This window comes from Salibaculum griseiflavum, assembly GCF_003129565.1.
GTDB lineage: Bacteria > Pseudomonadota > Alphaproteobacteria > Rhodobacterales > Rhodobacteraceae > Salibaculum > Salibaculum griseiflavum.
In genome coordinates, this window is the sequence record NZ_QETF01000004.1 from 203,865 (window position 1) to 218,337 (window position 14,473).

Consider the following 14,473-nt stretch of genomic DNA (forward strand, 5'->3'; position numbering starts at 1 on the left):
GGCGGCTAAGGGGAGGGCATGAAGCGCTTTCGCAATCATATGATCGGCGTCGAACAGGGGGATTTCGTCCTGTTTTCCGATTTCGAGACCGACGGTGTCATGTGGGCCGGCGAGGGCGAGCGCCGCACCCGCGCCCATGTGGATTTCACCGAGAGCTTCCGCCAGCCCCCCGCCGTGCAGGTGGCGCCCTCGATGTGGGACATCTCGAACGAGGCCTTTGCGCGGCTCGACCTAAAGGCCGAGGAGATCACCGAGGAGGGCTTCATGATCACCTGCAGCACCTGGGGGGATACCAAGATCGCCCGGATGCGCGTCAACTGGATGGCCATCGGAGAGTTGCGCTATGCCGATGACTGGGACGTTGACTGACACCGCCGTGGCGGCGGGCTTGACGCATCAACTGTGGGAATACATGCCCTCGTAGATCGGCGTCAGCGTCTCGTGATCGAAGAGCGAGGACACGCTGGTGCCGTTCCAGATGTTCAGGATTGCCTGGGCGAACATCGGGGCGGTTTTCACCACGCGGATATTGGGGCAATCCACCACCGCTTTGGTGGCCTGGATGCTATCTGTGATGACCAGCGACTTCATCACCGAATTGGTGATCCGCTCGACCGCCGGACCCGAGAGCACGCCGTGGGTGATATAGGAGTGCACCTCGGTCGCCCCGTGCTCCAGCAACACTTCGGCGGCCTTGCAAAGGGTGCCGGCCGTGTCGCAGATGTCATCGACGATGATGCATTTCTTGCCCTTCACGTTGCCGATGACGGTCATCTCGGCCACCTCGCCGGGCTTTTCGCGGCGCTTGTCCACGATCGAGAGGGGGGCGTTCACCCGCTGGGCCAGTTCACGGGCGCGCGCCACGCCGCCGACATCGGGGCTGACAACCATCAGGTCATCGGCGCCCTTGAAATGGTGCTGGATATCCAGCGCGAAGATCGGACTGGCATAGAGGTTGTCGACGGGGATATCGAAGAAGCCCTGGATCTGGGCGGCGTGAAGGTCCATCGTCAGGATGCGCTCGACCCCGGCCTCGACCAGCATGTTGGCCACCAGCTTGGCACTGATGGGCGTGCGGGCCTTGGTGCGGCGGTCCTGGCGGGCATAGCCGAAATAGGGGATCACGGCGGTGATCCGCGCCGCCGAGGACCGGCGCAGCGCGTCGCAGATGATCAGCAGTTCCATCAGGTTGTCGTTGGCCGGGTTCGAGGTGGGCTGGATCACGAACATGTCCTCGCCGCGCACATTCTCGAAGACCTCGACGAAGATCTCGCCATCGTTGAACCGTTCCACCCTTGCGTCGACCAGACCCACATTGATGCCGCGATGCATGGACATGCGGCGGGCGACGGATTGGGCAAGCGGCATGTTGGCATTGCCCGAGATGAGCTTCGGCTCGACGATATTCGGCATGTGGCAGGACCCCGAGGTGACAGATTCGTGACGTTGACACCGCTTAGCATGGGTCTACCGTGCCGCAAACATGTCCGACCGCCCGGAGGGTCAAATGACGCAGATTGAGTACTACTTCACCACGATTTCGCCGTTCACCTACCTGGCGGGCAACCGGTTGGAGCAGATCGCCGAAAAACATGGCGCGACGATCACCTACAAGCCGCTCGATATCATGGGCCTCTTCGCGCGCACCGGCGGCACGGCCCCGGGCGAACGCCACCCCAACCGGCAGGCGTATCGCCTGCAGGATATCCGGCGGACCGCGGCGCGGCTGGATCTGCCCGTGAACCTCAAGCCGATGTTCTTTCCGGCCAATCCCGCGCCATCATCCTATGCGATCATCGCCGCGCAGAAGGCCGGGGGCGGTGACCTCGGCGGGCTTGTTCATGCGATCCTGCGCGCCTGCTGGGCCGAGGAAAAGGACGTGGCCGACGACGGGGTGATCCGTGCTGCACTCGAACAGAACGGTTTCGATCCGGGGCTCGCCGACAGTGGCCTCCTGATGGGGGCCGAGGCCTATGGCGCCAACCTTGAAGAGGCCGTGGCGCGCGGCGTTTTCGGATCGCCAACCTATGTCGTGGGCGACGAGCTGTTCTGGGGCCAGGACCGTCTGGAGGATCTCGACCTGCATCTCGCCGGCAAGATCTAGTCCCGCATCGCGGCCAGGAAGGCCTCTGCGCCTTCGGTCCCGATGGACCAGTCGCAGACCAGCCGCGCGGTCAGGGGTTCATCGGGGTCGCCCTGGTGGGCATCGCCATCCCAGACGTAATACTGCGCCCCGGCCTCCAGCAGTTTCTTGTGCAGCTTGCGCGGGAAGCGGGCGAAGATGATGTTTGCTGCCGGTTCGTGCAGGAACTCGACGCTGTCATGCGCGCGCATCCCGTCGGCGAGCCGCGCGCAGGTGGCATTGGCGCGGGCGGCAAGATCGAGCCACAGGTCATCGGCTAGGTAGGCCTCCATCTGGGCGGACAGGAAGCGGTGCTTGGAGAAGAGATGCGCGCCACGCTTGCGGCGCAGTTCGAACTCCCAGGCCTTGTCCGGGTCGAACAGGATCACCGCCTCGACGCCCATCAAACCGTTCTTGGTGCCACCGAAGCTGACCACGTCGATGCCCGCCTTCCAGGTCATCTCGGCCGGGGTGCAGCCCTGGCTGACCAGCGCATTGGCGAAGCGCGCGCCGTCCAGATGAGTCTTCAACCCGAAGTCTTGGGCGATGCCGGTCAGCGTGGAAATCTCGGACGGGCTGTAAACCGTGCCCTTCTCGGTGGCATTGGTGATCGAGACAGGCCCGCGCTGCGCCCCATGCACGCCACGGCTTTCCTCGGCCGCGATGGCCGCGCGCAGGGCGTCCGGCGACATCTTGGCATCCTGGTCCCCGACAAGGGTCAGCTTGGCCCCGCCGGAATAAAACTCCGGCGCGTTGCACTCGTCCTCGTTGATATGGGCCATGGACGTGCAAAAGATGGTGTCCCACGGATTCGACAGGGTGGCCAGCGCGATCGAATTGGCCGCCGTTCCGGTTGCGACAAGGTAAATCGCCGCCTCGGGTGCCTCGAATACCTCGCGCAGGCGGCTGCGGACGCGGTCCATGCCGGCCTCGGCCCCATAGGCGCTGGTGTAGCCCCCATTGGCCTTGGCGATGGCCTCGATCACCGAAGGATGGGCCGGTCCGCCATTGTCGGAAGCAAAGAACATCTAAAGCGGCTCCTCTATGATGTGGTCTTCCCACTCGTCCTCGGGGGTTTCGAATTCGCTGACCGTCTGGTCCTGCACGGAAACCCCGGCCTCCTGCACCGTCTGGCTGTCGCCCGAGATCAGCGGATGCCAGTCGAACAGGTCGCGCCCCTCGTAGACCAGCCGATAGGCGCAGGTCCGGGGCAGCCAATACATGTGCTTCGCGACCGTCTCTGGGGTCAGACGGATACAATCGGGCACGAATTGATGGCGGATGTCGTATTGCGTGCAGCGGCAGGTGGCATCGTCCAGCAGGCGGCAGGCAACGCGGGTGAGGGCGACCTCGCCGGTATCGGCGTCCTCCAGCTTGTTCAGGCAGCACTTGCCGCACCCGTCGCAGAGCGCCTCCCACTCGGCCTCGGTCATCTTGGCCATCGGCACGCGAGTCCAGAATTCGCGCCGCAGCCCGTCACGCTTGATCGGATCAGACATCGGCAAGGATTTCCCGTGCCTTGGCGCAATCGGCGTCCATCTGTGTGATCAGCGCCTCCAGTCCGTCGAACTGTTCCTCGGACCGAAGATAGTCCACCAGTGCGACGCTCAGATGCGCGCCGTAAAGATCGCCGGCAAAGTCAAAGATATAGGTTTCGCAATTGGCTGAATTGACGCCGAAGGTCGGGCGCACCCCGATCGAGGCGGCGCCTTGGTACTGGCCCGCATGAGGCCCGCTCAGGACATCGACAAGCACCGCGTAGACGCCGAATTTCGGCGGATGCAGCCCGTCGATGGACATGTTCGCCGTGGGGTAGCCCAGGTCGCGGCCCCGCTGGTCGCCCTGGATCACCGGGCCGTCAATGCGGTGCCAATGGCCCAGCATATCGGCTGCGGCGCGGGGGTTGCCTTCGCTCAGAGCCTGCCGAATGGCGGTCGAGGAGGCCTCGCCGGAGGCGACGCGCAGCATCGGCGCAATTGTCACCTCGAATCCCATCTCCTTGCCGTATTGGGCTAGGGTCTCGGCCGTGCCGGTTCGCCCCTTGCCGAACCGGAAATCCTTGCCGACCACCACGTGTTTCACGCCCAGACAGTCACGCAGGATGTGATCGGCGAAGTCGCGATCCGTCAGCTCGGAAATCGCGGTCGTGAAAGGCAGCTCGTACAGCCGTTCCACCCCGATCTTTTCCAGCCGATGCGCGCGGGTCTCGGCGCTCATCAGGCGAAAGGGCGGCGCGTCCGGGTGAAAGACTTCGCGCGGGTGCGGCTCGAATGTCAGAACGCCGAGCGGCGCATCATCCCGACGGGCCAGGTCGATCACCGCCTGGTGGCCAAGGTGCACCCCGTCGAAATTGCCGATGGCGACAGAGGCGCCTTTGTCCTCGGTCGGCACGAAATCTATGTCACGGGTGATGCGCATGGCGATGGCCTAGCGCGGCGTGACGGCAGAGGCAAGCGCCCGCCGCACTCCGGCACGGGCCGTCCGTATGTCAGTCGAACTTGGCGGACGGGGCCAACACCTTGGCCTCGCCGATCAGGACCTTCTTGCCGTCGACAAGGCAACGGGTTTCCATCGTAACCCGGCGCTTTGCCGGTTCGATCTCGGTCACTTCGACTTCGGCGGTCACGCGGTCGCCGGGGCGCACGGGGCCGAGGAATTTCATCGTCTGCCCCAGGTAGACCGTGCCGTGGCCGGGCAGCTGTTCGCCGATCACAGCCGACACCAGCCCGGCCGTCAGCATCCCATGGGCGATGCGCCCCTCGAAGATCGTGTCGCGGGCATAATCATCGTCCAGGTGCACCGGGTTCCGGTCGGTCGAGACTTCGGCGAACATCTCGATATCCTGGTCGGTGATCGTCTTGGACAGGGACCGGACCATGCCGATCTCGATATCCTCGATGCAGATCGTTCCCTTCGGCAGGTTGTCGAGCATTTGGCGTTCCTCGGGCAACAAAAAATCTCCCACTTGGCGTGGTGTGAAATTTTGTTACTTCGCAAGCGCAGAAATATCAAGGGCCAAATTGCCCTAGCGTAGAAACCCCATTGCATGGGTCGGATGCACCATTTCCTTTTCCGTAAGGGCCTTCAGGGCGTCTGAATCCGGTGCGACGGTGGTTTTCGTTTCTTCCGCTGCCAGGCCGCCGGTGATGAACAGGCTGTCGATATCCTCTTGCTGGGCGCCGAGGATATCGGTGCGAATCCCGTCGCCGATGGCGATGATGCGCGGATCGCTGATTGCACCGTCCAGCGCGGCATAGCGCCGGCGGGCAAGGTCATAGATCGGTGGGTGCGGCTTCCCGAAATAGAGGCTTTCGCCGCCCATCTCGGTATAAAGTGCGGCCAGCGCCCCTGCGCACCATTCGCGGGTTTCGCCCCGGTCCACCACGATATCAGGATTGGCACAAAGCAGTTTCAGCCCTTTCTGCTTGGCAAACAGGAATTGTGGGCGGTTCACGGCCGGGTCGGCATGCGGGTCGAAGGGGCCGCAACAGACGATCCCCTCGGCCTGGTCCAGCGGCACCTCTTCGATCTCCTCCGGGTTCTCGATGATGTGCAGCGGCTCGAAGAAGGACCGGTCGCGTCCCTCGCCCATGAACCACACCTTGTTGCCGACCGCGCCCCGGAACATGGCCGCGCGGGCGCTGTCGCCGCTGGTGGCGATGCTGTCCCAGGCATCATCGGGAATGCCCAGCTTGCCGATCTGTTCCTCGACCGAGCCGCGTGGGCGCGGGGCGTTGGTGACCAGGACGACCTTGCCGCCGCGCGCGCGGAATCCTTGCATCGCCGCCACCGCGTCGGGAAAGGCCCGCACGCCATTATGCATGCAGCCCCACAGGTCGACGAAGGCCACGTCGTAGCGGTCGGAAATATCGGCGAAACTCTGGATGATGTCTGTCATTGGGGTGCTTTCCTGCCAAGGGTCGCGGACAGATAGCGCGTTTTCGCCACCGGGTGAATGGGGCAGGGGTGGACTGTGCGCGTGGGCTTCATAAGTATGGCGCAACACAAAGGAAAAGAGGCCCAGAAATGACCGATGCAGACCTGCCCTTCGATACCAAGATGCTGGACAAGCTGGCCGAGGTGGCCGTGCAGGTCGGCCTGGGCCTGGAACCCGGCCAGAACCTTGTGCTGACGGCCCCTGTCGAGGCGCTGCCGCTGGTGCGGCGCATCGCGGCGGCGGCCTATCGCGCGGGGGCGGCGAACGTTACGCCGATCCTGTCGGACGAGGCGGTGACGCTGGCCCGGTTCGAACACGGAACGGATGTTGCTTTCGACTCGGCGCCGGACTGGCTTTACAAGGGCATGGGCGAGGCCTTTGCTAACAACGCTGCGCGGTTGGCGATTTCCGCGGACAACCCCCTGCTTCTGAAAGGGCAGGACCCCGACAAGACATCGCGCGCGTCAAAGGCCAATTCCACTGCTTACAAACCGGCGCTGGAAAAGATCGCCAATTTCGACATCAACTGGAACATCGTCAGCTACCCCGGGCGGGCCTGGGCGAAACAGGTCTTTCCCGACCTGCCCGAGGATGAGGCCGTGGCCAAGCTGGCCGAGGCGATCTTTGCCGCGTCCCGTGTGGACCGGGCCGATCCGGTGGCGGAATGGCAGGCGCACAACGCCCGCCTGCGTGCCCGCACCGAATGGCTGAACGCAGAAGGCTTCAGCGCGCTGCATTTTACCGGCGGCGGCACCGACCTGACCGTCGGATTGGCCGAGGGCCATGAATGGAAGGGCGGTGCGTCCGAGGCCAAGAACGGCATTACCTGCAATCCGAACATTCCCACCGAAGAGGTGTTCACGACCCCGCACAAGGACCGTGTCGATGGCGTTGCCCGCGCGTCAAAGCCGCTGGTCTATCAGGGCACACCCATCGAGAATATCGAGGTCCGGTTCGAAAATGGCCGCATCGTCGAGGCAAGCGCCAGCGAGGGTGAGGCGACCTGGAAAAAGCTGATCGACACCGACGAAGGCGCGGCGCGGCTGGGCGAGGTGGCGCTGGTGCCGCACAGTTCGCCCATTTCGCAATCGGGGTTGCTGTTCTTCAACACGCTCTACGATGAGAATGCCGCCTGCCATATCGCGCAGGGCCAGTGCTATTCCGATTGCTTCGTGGACGAGATCGCCAGCGACCCCGACAAGGTCAAGGCGGGGGGCGGCAATGCGAGCCTGATCCATGTGGACTGGATGATCGGCGGGCCGGAGACGGATATCGACGGGATCAAGCCCGACGGCACCCGCGTGCCGGTCTTCCGCAAGGGCGAATGGGCGCAAGAGGTCTGAGCCGCGTCACCAATAGGCGGGGTCGTCGATCGCCGCCGCGCAATGCGCCGGCCCCTTGATCGGATCCAGCGGCGCGTCGTTCAGGGATTGCGCCAGCCAACCTTCGGGCATCTGCAGGGGCCGTGGGCCGGAACGGTTTCGGTCGTGACGGGCTTGAAGCCGACCTTGCCGTAATAGACCGGGTCGCCATAGGTTACGGCCACGTCTGCACCCTCGCGCCGCATTTCGGACAGGCCGTATTGCAGCAGGGATTGCCCGACACCCTGGCCTTGTTGATCCGGGGCCACGGCCACCGGGGCCAGCAGGAAAACGCTCCGGTGATCGTTGGGCACATGCAGGCGCGAAAAGATGATCGCGCCGGCCAGGGTTGCGCCGTCCCAGGTGGTGTAGACATGCAGATCGGTATCCGGCGTGTCGGACAGCATGTCGCGCGCCAGCTTGCCGATCAGCGCGCCCTCTTCGGGGCCTTCGGACGTGCTGAAGGCTTCTTCGAACATCTGGGCGATGGCTGTGGCGTGCGGTTTGAAGTCGGATGAATGCTGCATGACGGACCCTTTCCAAGGCATAGACAATGCCCGGGCGTGCAGAAAAGAAAAACCCCCGCCGCGCGGTGGCGCGACGGGGGCTGAACCGGCAGGCGCGGTTTACAGCGCCAGGTTCGGGATGATCTGCTTCTTGCGCGACATGACGCCGGGCAGCACGACGGTGTCGCCGTCGACATTGGCGCCAAAGCTCTTCTCGGCCACGGTCTTGACGGTGTCGTTGGGCACCAGCAGCGTTGCCTCTTCGCGCAGGATGTCGACGACGAACAGCAGCACCTCGTCCACGCCATCCTCGGCGGCCACGTCCTTCATGGAGGCCATCAGGCTGTCCTTGCGGCCCAGCGGGATCTCGGGCGCAGTGGTTTCCAGAACCGAGACGCGGAACTTGGTGCCGGAGACTTCGTATTCCTTGGAGTCCATGCGGATCAGCTCGGCGTCGGAAAAGGCCGAAACGTCGGACTTGGCCGCGAACATCTCGGCGGCGTAATCGGTCAGGTTCAGACCCAGATCGGCGGCCAGCTGTTCGGCCAGCGCCTTGTCCTGCTCGGTCGTGGTCGGGCTGCGGAATTCCAGCGTGTCGGAGAGGATGCAGGACAGCATCAGCCCTTTGACCGGGTCGGTCAGCTTGTCTGCATTCGGCCCCATCAGGTTGTGCATGATGGTGGCGGTGCAGGCCAGCGGACGGATGGTGATGTTGATCGGCCCTTTGGTTTCCAGCCCGCCGACCAGCTTGTGATGGTCGATGATCGCCTGCACGTCCGCGCCGTTGATATTGGCGGGCAGTTCGGCGGGGTTGTTGGTATCGACGACGACGCAGGGTTGGTCGTCGGCCACGTCCTCGATGATCTCGGGCATCTCATAGCCCCAGCGGTTCAGAACAAAGGCGGCCTCGGTGTTGGGCTGGCCCAGCAGGACGGCCTTGGCATCCTGGCCTTTGACCTGCGTCAGGTACCAGGCCCAGATCAGCGGCGAGCCTGTGGAGTCGGTATCGGGGGCCTTGTGGCCGAAAACGAGTGTGGTCATTATTGAAAGCCCGTGGTTCAGGTGAATTTGCGGGCCTTATAGGGGGGATGGTTTGGACTGTCACGTGACACAGTGTCAGGGCTGGCATGCGGATGGCACAAGACCGCCCGGCCATGCGTGAGAGCGATCTTTACCCCCCGGTGAAGGCCCATCTCGAGGCGCAGGGCTACGAGGTCAAGGGCGAGGTCGGGGCTGCGGACGTGGTGGCGCGGCGCGGCGACGAAGAACCGGTGATCGTCGAGTTGAAAACGGGGTTTTCTCTGGCGCTGTTTCACCAGGCGATTGCCCGACAGGCCGTATCGGACCTTGTCTATGTCGCGGTGCCAAAGCCCAAGCGGGCTGCGAAGGAAAACGTGAAACTGGCGCGGATGCTGGGGCTGGGCGTGATCTTCGTGCGGCCTCGTGACGGATTTGTAGAGGTCATGGCCGATCCCGGTCCGTTCCGCCCGCGCAAATCCAAAAAGAAGGCGGCGCGGCTGTTGCGCGACTTCGACCGGCTGCGGGGCGATCCCAATGCGGGCGGGGCGACGCGGCATGGCATCGTGACGGGCTATCGGCAGGATGCCCTGGCCTGCGCCCGGTTCCTGGCCGTGCATGGCCCGTCGCGCGGGGCCGTGGTCGCGGAATGGACCGAGGTGCCAGGCGCCACCCGGATCATGGCCGACAACCATTACGGCTGGTTCGAGCGGGTCGAGCGGGGTGTCTATGGCCTGACCACGGCCGGTCGGGCAGGGCTGGCCGATTGGGGGGCTGAGTAGCGCCGCCCAATCCGATCATGTCTCGGCGCCGGGCACTCCACCCATGCCGACCGGCCGGTTCAACCCCCGACGGGGCATGGAAAACGGAGTGGCGCGGGTCTCGGCTGAAACCGGTTCGACCGAGGCGGGTTCCTTGACCAGCAGCGGCTGGCCCGGTTCGGCACGGTCCGCGGGCACCCGCGCAAAGGCGATGTTCGCCCCCAGGCCGGGCGAGTAGAAAGCCGATGTGACATGGCCGATCGGTTCCTGGCTGTCCGCGTCCAGAACCGGCCAGAAATCCGCGTTGTACCAATCAACCCGGCGCCCGCCGAAAACCAGACCGATCAACTTGCGCTCCACGCCGCGCGTGGCGATCCGTTGCAACGCCGCCTTGCCGATGAAGTCGGGCTTGTCGAGATCCACCTGCCAGTCCAGCCCCACCTCGAACGGCGAGGTTTCCAGGTCCATGTCCTGGCCGTAGGACAGGATGCCGGCCTCGATGCGGCTGATGTGGTTGGGGGCGATCACGCGCAGGAAATAGGGCTCGCCCACGGCGACAAGCCCGTCCCAAAGCGCATCAGCGTCGCGGGTGGCGTTGCGCAGGTATATCTCGAACCCCTCTTCGCCGGAAAAGCCGGTTTTCGAGATGACGACGTCACATCCGAACAGCGTCGTCTCGAGCAGGTTGAAGAATTTCATCTCGTCCACGGTTTCGACGCCGGCATCCTTCAGCACGGCGGCGCTGTCGGGTCCCTGAAGCTGAACCGGGGCGACATCGAGCTCGCCCACCTCGACATCGAAGCGACCCTCGACATTCACGCCCTGCGCCCAGAGCGCCACGTCGGAATCCGAGATCGACATCCAGTATTCATCCTCGGCGAGGCGCAGCAGGACCGGGTCGTTGACGATACCGCCATGCCGGTTGCACAGCACCACATAGCGGGCCTTGCCCGGCGCGAGCTCCTTGTCGCCGGTCATCGACCGGGTCACAAGGTAATCGACAAAACCGGTCGCGTCCGGGCCCTTGATGCGGATCTGACGTTCAACCGCCACGTTCCAGAGCGTCACATGCCGGGTCAGGTGCTCGTATTCGCCCAGCACGCCCCCCTCTTCCTGGGAGAAATAGAGGCGCGGATGATACATGCGGTTGTAGATCGACGCGGCACGCACACCGTGTTCGACGGATTTGTGCCAGAACGGGGATTTGCGGACGCGGGTGCTGATCAGCATATCAACGCGCGGGGCGCCGCTCTGACGTGGATTATGCGGGACTGTGCGGCTGGAAACGGGTTGCATGGTGCGACCTCCGGGTATTGGTTCCTCCTGTCACCAAGGTGGTCATCTGTGCCGGGCTCTTGAAGGCGGGGGGACTCGGCGGCGTCCCGAAAGGCCTCGTGGTCAAGGCGTTACCGTCCAGCCACGATTTCGTGTTCGGGCCTGCCGGTGCCGTCCGGTCAGTCGTCCAGCCGCGTCAGGGCCCACCCGTTGTCCTGCAACAGGGCAAGCACCCCCTTCTCGCCGATCAGGTGGGCGGCACCGAAGGCCACGAAGACTTTGTCATGTTCGCGCGCCGCGGCCTCGATCACCGGGATCCAGTCGCGGTTGCGGTCGAACAGCAGGGTTTGTTCCATCTCTTGCATCTGGGCCTCGAAGGCCTCGGCGCCGAGCCCCGGCGCAAAACCGCCGGCGGCGCGGTTGATGTGCCAGCTATAGGCCGGACGACGCTCGAAATAGCCCTCCAGCATGGACACGACCAGAGCATCCATCACCGCGGGATCCATCAGACCGACGCGCAGGGCCTCGAGCTGCTCCTCGAAACTGCCTTGGCGCAGGAGGTCCAGCACCACGCGCCAATCCTCCAGCGCGCGGATTTCGATGCGGTCGTCCAGCTCGGACAGGATCAGGTTGTCGAGCCCCGCCTGACCTTCGGCCATCGCGAAGGCGGCGCAGGGTGGCATGGCCAGGGTCATGGACAGAAACCACGGCTGCATCCGCGCCGCCATGAAGGGCGGCACGCCACGGGCCTCGGCGGCGCGGGATACGGCCTGCCATGTTTCAGGGTCCAAGCGGTCGATAAGGTTGGGGCCTTCGGTGATCGTGAATTGCGTCGGATCACCGGCAATATGGGCCTGAAGCGCAAGCTGGTCCTCGGCCGTAGCCTCGACCAGCAGCAGATCTGCGCGGTCCAGCCGCCCACGCACCTCGTGCAGAACCAGGCCCAGGCGCGGGTCGGGCAGGTGGATCGTGCCCAAGAGGGTCAGTTCGGCCCCGTCCCGTTCGGCGTGCCAAACCAAACCCTCGGCGAAGGGGGTCTCGGCGACGAGTGTTTCGATTCGAGCGATCTCGGACGGGTCGAGCCGCGATTCAAGGCCGGGGCCGGCGCATTCTGCGGCGGCCGCGCCGGACAGGAGCGCGAAAATCATACCAAGGACTGGACGCAACATCGGGCTTTCCATAGATACGCGGTTCCCGGTCACCTTAGTGCAGCCAAACGGGGCTGGGAACCGCCCGCGCGCCCGGGATGATCGCCTTATCCCGCTGCCACGGCCGCCGCGCATTTTTGTCTGCCCCGCCCGTTGACAGCGCCGCTGCGCTTGCCTACTTCTCCGCCGTTAGCACTCACAAAGGGTGAGTGCTAACGGCCCCAACAGGGTCGAACGAGAACAAGTCAAGCTGAGGAGCTACTGAAATGGCTTTCAAACCGCTTCATGACCGGGTGCTGGTGCGCCGCGTGGAAAGTGACGAAAAAACCGCCGGCGGCCTGATCATCCCCGACAGCGCCAAGGAAAAGCCGGCCGAGGGCCAGGTTGTGGCCGTTGGCGCGGGTGCCCGCGACGATGATGGTGACCGCATCGCGATGGACGTTGCCGAAGGCGACCGCATCCTGTTCGGCAAGTGGTCCGGCACCGAGATCACCGTCGACGGCGAAGAGCTGCTCATCATGAAGGAAAGCGACATCCTCGGCGTTATCGCCTGAGGCTGACCCTTTCCCCCGATAACAACCAAGAAAGACGAGGAACGCGACAATGTCCGCAAAAGACGTCAAATTCGACACCGAAGCCCGCAACGGCATGCTGCGCGGCGTGAACGTGCTGGCCGATGCCGTTAAAGTGACCCTTGGCCCCAAAGGCCGCAACGTGGTTCTGGAAAAGTCCTTCGGCGCTCCGCGCATCACCAAGGACGGTGTTTCGGTCGCCAAGGAAATCGAACTGGAAGACAAGTTCGAGAACATGGGCGCCCAGATGGTCAAGGAAGTGGCCAGCCGCACCAATGACGAGGCCGGCGACGGCACCACCACCGCCACCGTTCTGGCCCAGGCCATCGTCAAGGAAGGCATGAAGGCCGTTGCGGCCGGCATGAACCCGATGGACCTCAAGCGCGGCATCGACCTGGCCACCACCAAGGTCGTCGAAGCGATCAAGGCCGCGGCCCGCAAGGTCGAGAACTCAGACGAAGTCGCCCAGGTCGGCACCGTTTCCGCCAACGGCGAAGCCGAGATCGGCCAGATGATCGCGGACGCGATGCAGAAGGTCGGCAATGACGGCGTGATCACCGTCGAGGAAAACAAGGGCCTCGTGACCGAGACCGAGGTGGTCGAGGGCATGCAGTTCGACCGTGGCTACCTGTCGCCCTACTTCGTGACCAATTCCGACAAGATGGTTGCCGAGCTGGAAGACTGCCTGGTGCTGCTGCACGAGAAGAAGCTGTCCAGCCTTCAGCCGATGGTTCCGCTGCTTGAGCAGGTGATCCAGTCGCAGAAGCCGCTGCTGATCATTGCCGAGGATGTCGAGGGCGAAGCCCTGGCCACCCTCGTGGTCAACAAGCTGCGTGGCGGCCTGAAGATCGCTGCCGTCAAGGCTCCGGGCTTCGGTGATCGCCGCAAGGCCATGCTGCAGGATATCGCCATCCTGACGGGCGGCCAGGTCATTTCCGAAGACCTCGGCATGAAGCTGGAAAATGTCACCATGGACATGCTGGGTTCGGCCAAGAAGATCGACATCTCCAAGGACGAAACCACCATCGTCGATGGCGCTGGCGACAAGGCCGAGATCGAAGCCCGCGTGGCCCAGATCCGCAACCAGATCGAGGAAACCACCAGCGACTACGACCGCGAGAAGCTGCAGGAACGCGTGGCCAAACTGGCCGGCGGTGTTGCCGTCATTCGCGTCGGTGGCATGACCGAAGTCGAAGTGAAAGAGCGCAAGGACCGTGTCGATGACGCGCTGAACGCGACCCGTGCGGCCGTTCAGGAAGGCATCGTTGTCGGCGGCGGCGTGTCCCTGGTTCAGGGCGCCAAGGCGCTCGACGGGCTGGAAGGCGCCAACAGCGATCAGAACAACGGCATCAACATCGTGCGCAAGGCGCTCGAGGCACCGCTGCGCCAGATCGCTGAAAACGCCGGTGTCGATGGCTCTGTCGTGGCTGGCAAGATCCGCGAATCCGACGACAAGGCCTTTGGCTACAACGCCCAGACCGACGAATATGGCGACATGTTCAAGTTCGGCGTGATCGACCCTGCCAAGGTCGCCCGCACCGCGCTTCAGGACGCCTCGTCCGTTGCCGGTCTGCTGATCACCACCGAAGCCATGGTCGCTGACAAGCCGGCCAAGGAAGGCGCCGGGGGTGCCGGCGGTGGCATGCCCGACATGGGCGGCATGGGCGGCATGATGTAAGTCGTCAATTCCGCAAGGAATTCAACTTCGGAATTATGGAAAAGGGCGCCTTTCGGGCGCCCTTTTCTCGTATCCGGCAGGGGGGCGTGCTTCGTG

General features: G+C 64.1%; 16 protein-coding genes. 6 read left to right on the forward strand and 10 right to left on the reverse strand.

Features of this window, described 5'->3' with window-relative positions; translation table 11 throughout:
• Nucleotides 1–18: 18 nt before the first annotated feature.
• Nucleotides 19–369, forward strand: a complete 351-nt coding sequence (locus DFK10_RS05730) for an H-type lectin domain-containing protein (RefSeq protein WP_109387512.1) — start codon at nt 19–21, stop codon at nt 367–369.
• Between the two features lie 27 nt (nt 370–396).
• Here DFK10_RS05730 and DFK10_RS05735 read toward each other — a convergent pair whose 3' ends face one another.
• Nucleotides 397–1,413, reverse strand: coding sequence for a ribose-phosphate pyrophosphokinase (locus DFK10_RS05735; protein WP_109387514.1), 1,017 nt, complete (start codon nt 1,411–1,413; stop codon nt 397–399).
• A 94-nt stretch (nt 1,414–1,507) separates the two neighbouring features.
• On the opposite strand from DFK10_RS05735, the gene DFK10_RS05740 reads away from it, so the two are divergent.
• A complete protein-coding gene (locus DFK10_RS05740) occupies nt 1,508–2,104 on the forward strand; it encodes a 2-hydroxychromene-2-carboxylate isomerase (RefSeq protein WP_109387516.1) in 597 nt (198 codons plus the stop codon).
• On the opposite strand, the gene DFK10_RS05745 is transcribed toward DFK10_RS05740, so the two are convergent.
• The 5 genes from DFK10_RS05745 to DFK10_RS05765 form a co-directional block, all read right to left on the reverse strand.
• Entirely contained in the window at nt 2,101–3,150 is a 1,050-nt protein-coding gene (locus DFK10_RS05745; RefSeq protein ID WP_109387518.1) for a threonine aldolase family protein, read from the reverse strand. The genes DFK10_RS05740 and DFK10_RS05745 overlap by 4 nt on opposite strands.
• The gene (locus DFK10_RS05750; protein WP_109387520.1) at nt 3,151–3,621 is read right to left on the reverse strand and encodes a YcgN family cysteine cluster protein; all 471 of its coding nucleotides are present in this window, start codon (nt 3,619–3,621) and stop codon (nt 3,151–3,153) included.
• The gene (locus DFK10_RS05755; RefSeq protein WP_109387522.1) at nt 3,614–4,540 is read right to left on the reverse strand and encodes a bifunctional riboflavin kinase/FAD synthetase; all 927 of its coding nucleotides are present in this window, start codon (nt 4,538–4,540) and stop codon (nt 3,614–3,616) included. The genes DFK10_RS05750 and DFK10_RS05755 overlap by 8 nt, the downstream gene beginning before the upstream one ends.
• A gap of 70 nt (nt 4,541–4,610) precedes the next feature.
• On the reverse strand, nt 4,611–5,054 hold the full coding sequence (locus tag DFK10_RS05760) for a MaoC family dehydratase (protein WP_109387524.1): 444 nt from the start codon (nt 5,052–5,054) through the stop codon (nt 4,611–4,613).
• Between the two features lie 93 nt (nt 5,055–5,147).
• The gene (locus DFK10_RS05765; protein ID WP_109387526.1) at nt 5,148–6,020 is read right to left on the reverse strand and encodes a TIGR01459 family HAD-type hydrolase; all 873 of its coding nucleotides are present in this window, start codon (nt 6,018–6,020) and stop codon (nt 5,148–5,150) included.
• 128 nt (nt 6,021–6,148) lie between these two features.
• Between DFK10_RS05765 and DFK10_RS05770 the strand changes: the two genes are divergently transcribed.
• Complete coding sequence (locus DFK10_RS05770) at nt 6,149–7,402, forward strand: aminopeptidase (protein ID WP_109387528.1); 1,254 nt, start codon at nt 6,149–6,151, stop codon at nt 7,400–7,402.
• 80 nt (nt 7,403–7,482) lie between these two features.
• Here DFK10_RS05770 and DFK10_RS05775 read toward each other — a convergent pair whose 3' ends face one another.
• Together DFK10_RS05775 and DFK10_RS05780 are read right to left on the reverse strand one after the other, a co-directional pair.
• On the reverse strand, nt 7,483–7,947 hold the full coding sequence (locus tag DFK10_RS05775; protein WP_217810069.1) for a GNAT family N-acetyltransferase: 465 nt from the start codon (nt 7,945–7,947) through the stop codon (nt 7,483–7,485).
• Nucleotides 7,948–8,046: 99 nt separating this feature from the next.
• On the reverse strand, nt 8,047–8,967 hold the full coding sequence (locus DFK10_RS05780; RefSeq protein ID WP_109387530.1) for a manganese-dependent inorganic pyrophosphatase: 921 nt from the start codon (nt 8,965–8,967) through the stop codon (nt 8,047–8,049).
• 92 nt (nt 8,968–9,059) lie between these two features.
• Between DFK10_RS05780 and DFK10_RS05785 the strand changes: the two genes are divergently transcribed.
• A complete protein-coding gene (locus tag DFK10_RS05785) occupies nt 9,060–9,725 on the forward strand; it encodes a DUF2161 domain-containing phosphodiesterase (RefSeq protein WP_235866770.1) in 666 nt (221 codons plus the stop codon).
• A 15-nt stretch (nt 9,726–9,740) separates the two neighbouring features.
• Here the strand turns inward: DFK10_RS05785 and DFK10_RS05790 are convergent, their stop codons facing one another.
• Nucleotides 9,741–10,934, reverse strand: a complete 1,194-nt coding sequence (locus DFK10_RS05790) for a glycine cleavage T C-terminal barrel domain-containing protein (protein ID WP_217810070.1) — start codon at nt 10,932–10,934, stop codon at nt 9,741–9,743.
• 224 nt (nt 10,935–11,158) lie between these two features.
• Nucleotides 11,159–12,148 (reverse strand): TraB/GumN family protein, encoded by a 990-nt coding sequence (locus DFK10_RS05795; protein ID WP_217810071.1) that lies wholly within the window; start codon nt 12,146–12,148, stop codon nt 11,159–11,161.
• Nucleotides 12,149–12,393: 245 nt separating this feature from the next.
• Between DFK10_RS05795 and groES the strand changes: the two genes are divergently transcribed.
• Both groES and groL read left to right on the forward strand, forming a co-directional pair.
• Nucleotides 12,394–12,681, forward strand: a complete 288-nt coding sequence (groES, locus tag DFK10_RS05800; protein ID WP_109387538.1) for a co-chaperone GroES — start codon at nt 12,394–12,396, stop codon at nt 12,679–12,681.
• Between the two features lie 49 nt (nt 12,682–12,730).
• A complete protein-coding gene (gene groL, locus DFK10_RS05805) occupies nt 12,731–14,377 on the forward strand; it encodes a chaperonin GroEL (RefSeq protein WP_109387540.1) in 1,647 nt (548 codons plus the stop codon).
• Nucleotides 14,378–14,473 lie beyond the last annotated feature (96 nt).

Excerpts from the sequence above, each read along its gene's own strand:
- DFK10_RS05730 (WP_109387512.1), top strand. The coding sequence starts at position 19 with ATGAAGCGCTTTCGCAATCATATGATCGGCGTCGAACAGGGGGATTTC.
- DFK10_RS05735 (WP_109387514.1), bottom strand. The coding sequence starts at position 1,413 with ATGCCGAATATCGTCGAGCCGAAGCTCATCTCGGGCAATGCCAACATG.
- DFK10_RS05740 (WP_109387516.1), top strand. The coding sequence starts at position 1,508 with ATGACGCAGATTGAGTACTACTTCACCACGATTTCGCCGTTCACCTAC.
- DFK10_RS05745 (WP_109387518.1), bottom strand. The coding sequence starts at position 3,150 with ATGTTCTTTGCTTCCGACAATGGCGGACCGGCCCATCCTTCGGTGATC.
- DFK10_RS05750 (WP_109387520.1), bottom strand. The coding sequence starts at position 3,621 with ATGTCTGATCCGATCAAGCGTGACGGGCTGCGGCGCGAATTCTGGACT.
- DFK10_RS05755 (WP_109387522.1), bottom strand. The coding sequence starts at position 4,540 with ATGCGCATCACCCGTGACATAGATTTCGTGCCGACCGAGGACAAAGGC.
- DFK10_RS05760 (WP_109387524.1), bottom strand. The coding sequence starts at position 5,054 with ATGCTCGACAACCTGCCGAAGGGAACGATCTGCATCGAGGATATCGAG.
- DFK10_RS05765 (WP_109387526.1), bottom strand. The coding sequence starts at position 6,020 with ATGACAGACATCATCCAGAGTTTCGCCGATATTTCCGACCGCTACGAC.
- DFK10_RS05770 (WP_109387528.1), top strand. The coding sequence starts at position 6,149 with ATGACCGATGCAGACCTGCCCTTCGATACCAAGATGCTGGACAAGCTG.
- DFK10_RS05775 (WP_217810069.1), bottom strand. The coding sequence starts at position 7,947 with ATGCAGCATTCATCCGACTTCAAACCGCACGCCACAGCCATCGCCCAG.
- DFK10_RS05780 (WP_109387530.1), bottom strand. The coding sequence starts at position 8,967 with ATGACCACACTCGTTTTCGGCCACAAGGCCCCCGATACCGACTCCACA.
- DFK10_RS05785 (WP_235866770.1), top strand. The coding sequence starts at position 9,060 with ATGGCACAAGACCGCCCGGCCATGCGTGAGAGCGATCTTTACCCCCCG.
- DFK10_RS05790 (WP_217810070.1), bottom strand. The coding sequence starts at position 10,934 with ATGCTGATCAGCACCCGCGTCCGCAAATCCCCGTTCTGGCACAAATCC.
- DFK10_RS05795 (WP_217810071.1), bottom strand. The coding sequence starts at position 12,148 with ATGTTGCGTCCAGTCCTTGGTATGATTTTCGCGCTCCTGTCCGGCGCG.
- groES (WP_109387538.1), top strand. The coding sequence starts at position 12,394 with ATGGCTTTCAAACCGCTTCATGACCGGGTGCTGGTGCGCCGCGTGGAA.
- groL (WP_109387540.1), top strand. The coding sequence starts at position 12,731 with ATGTCCGCAAAAGACGTCAAATTCGACACCGAAGCCCGCAACGGCATG.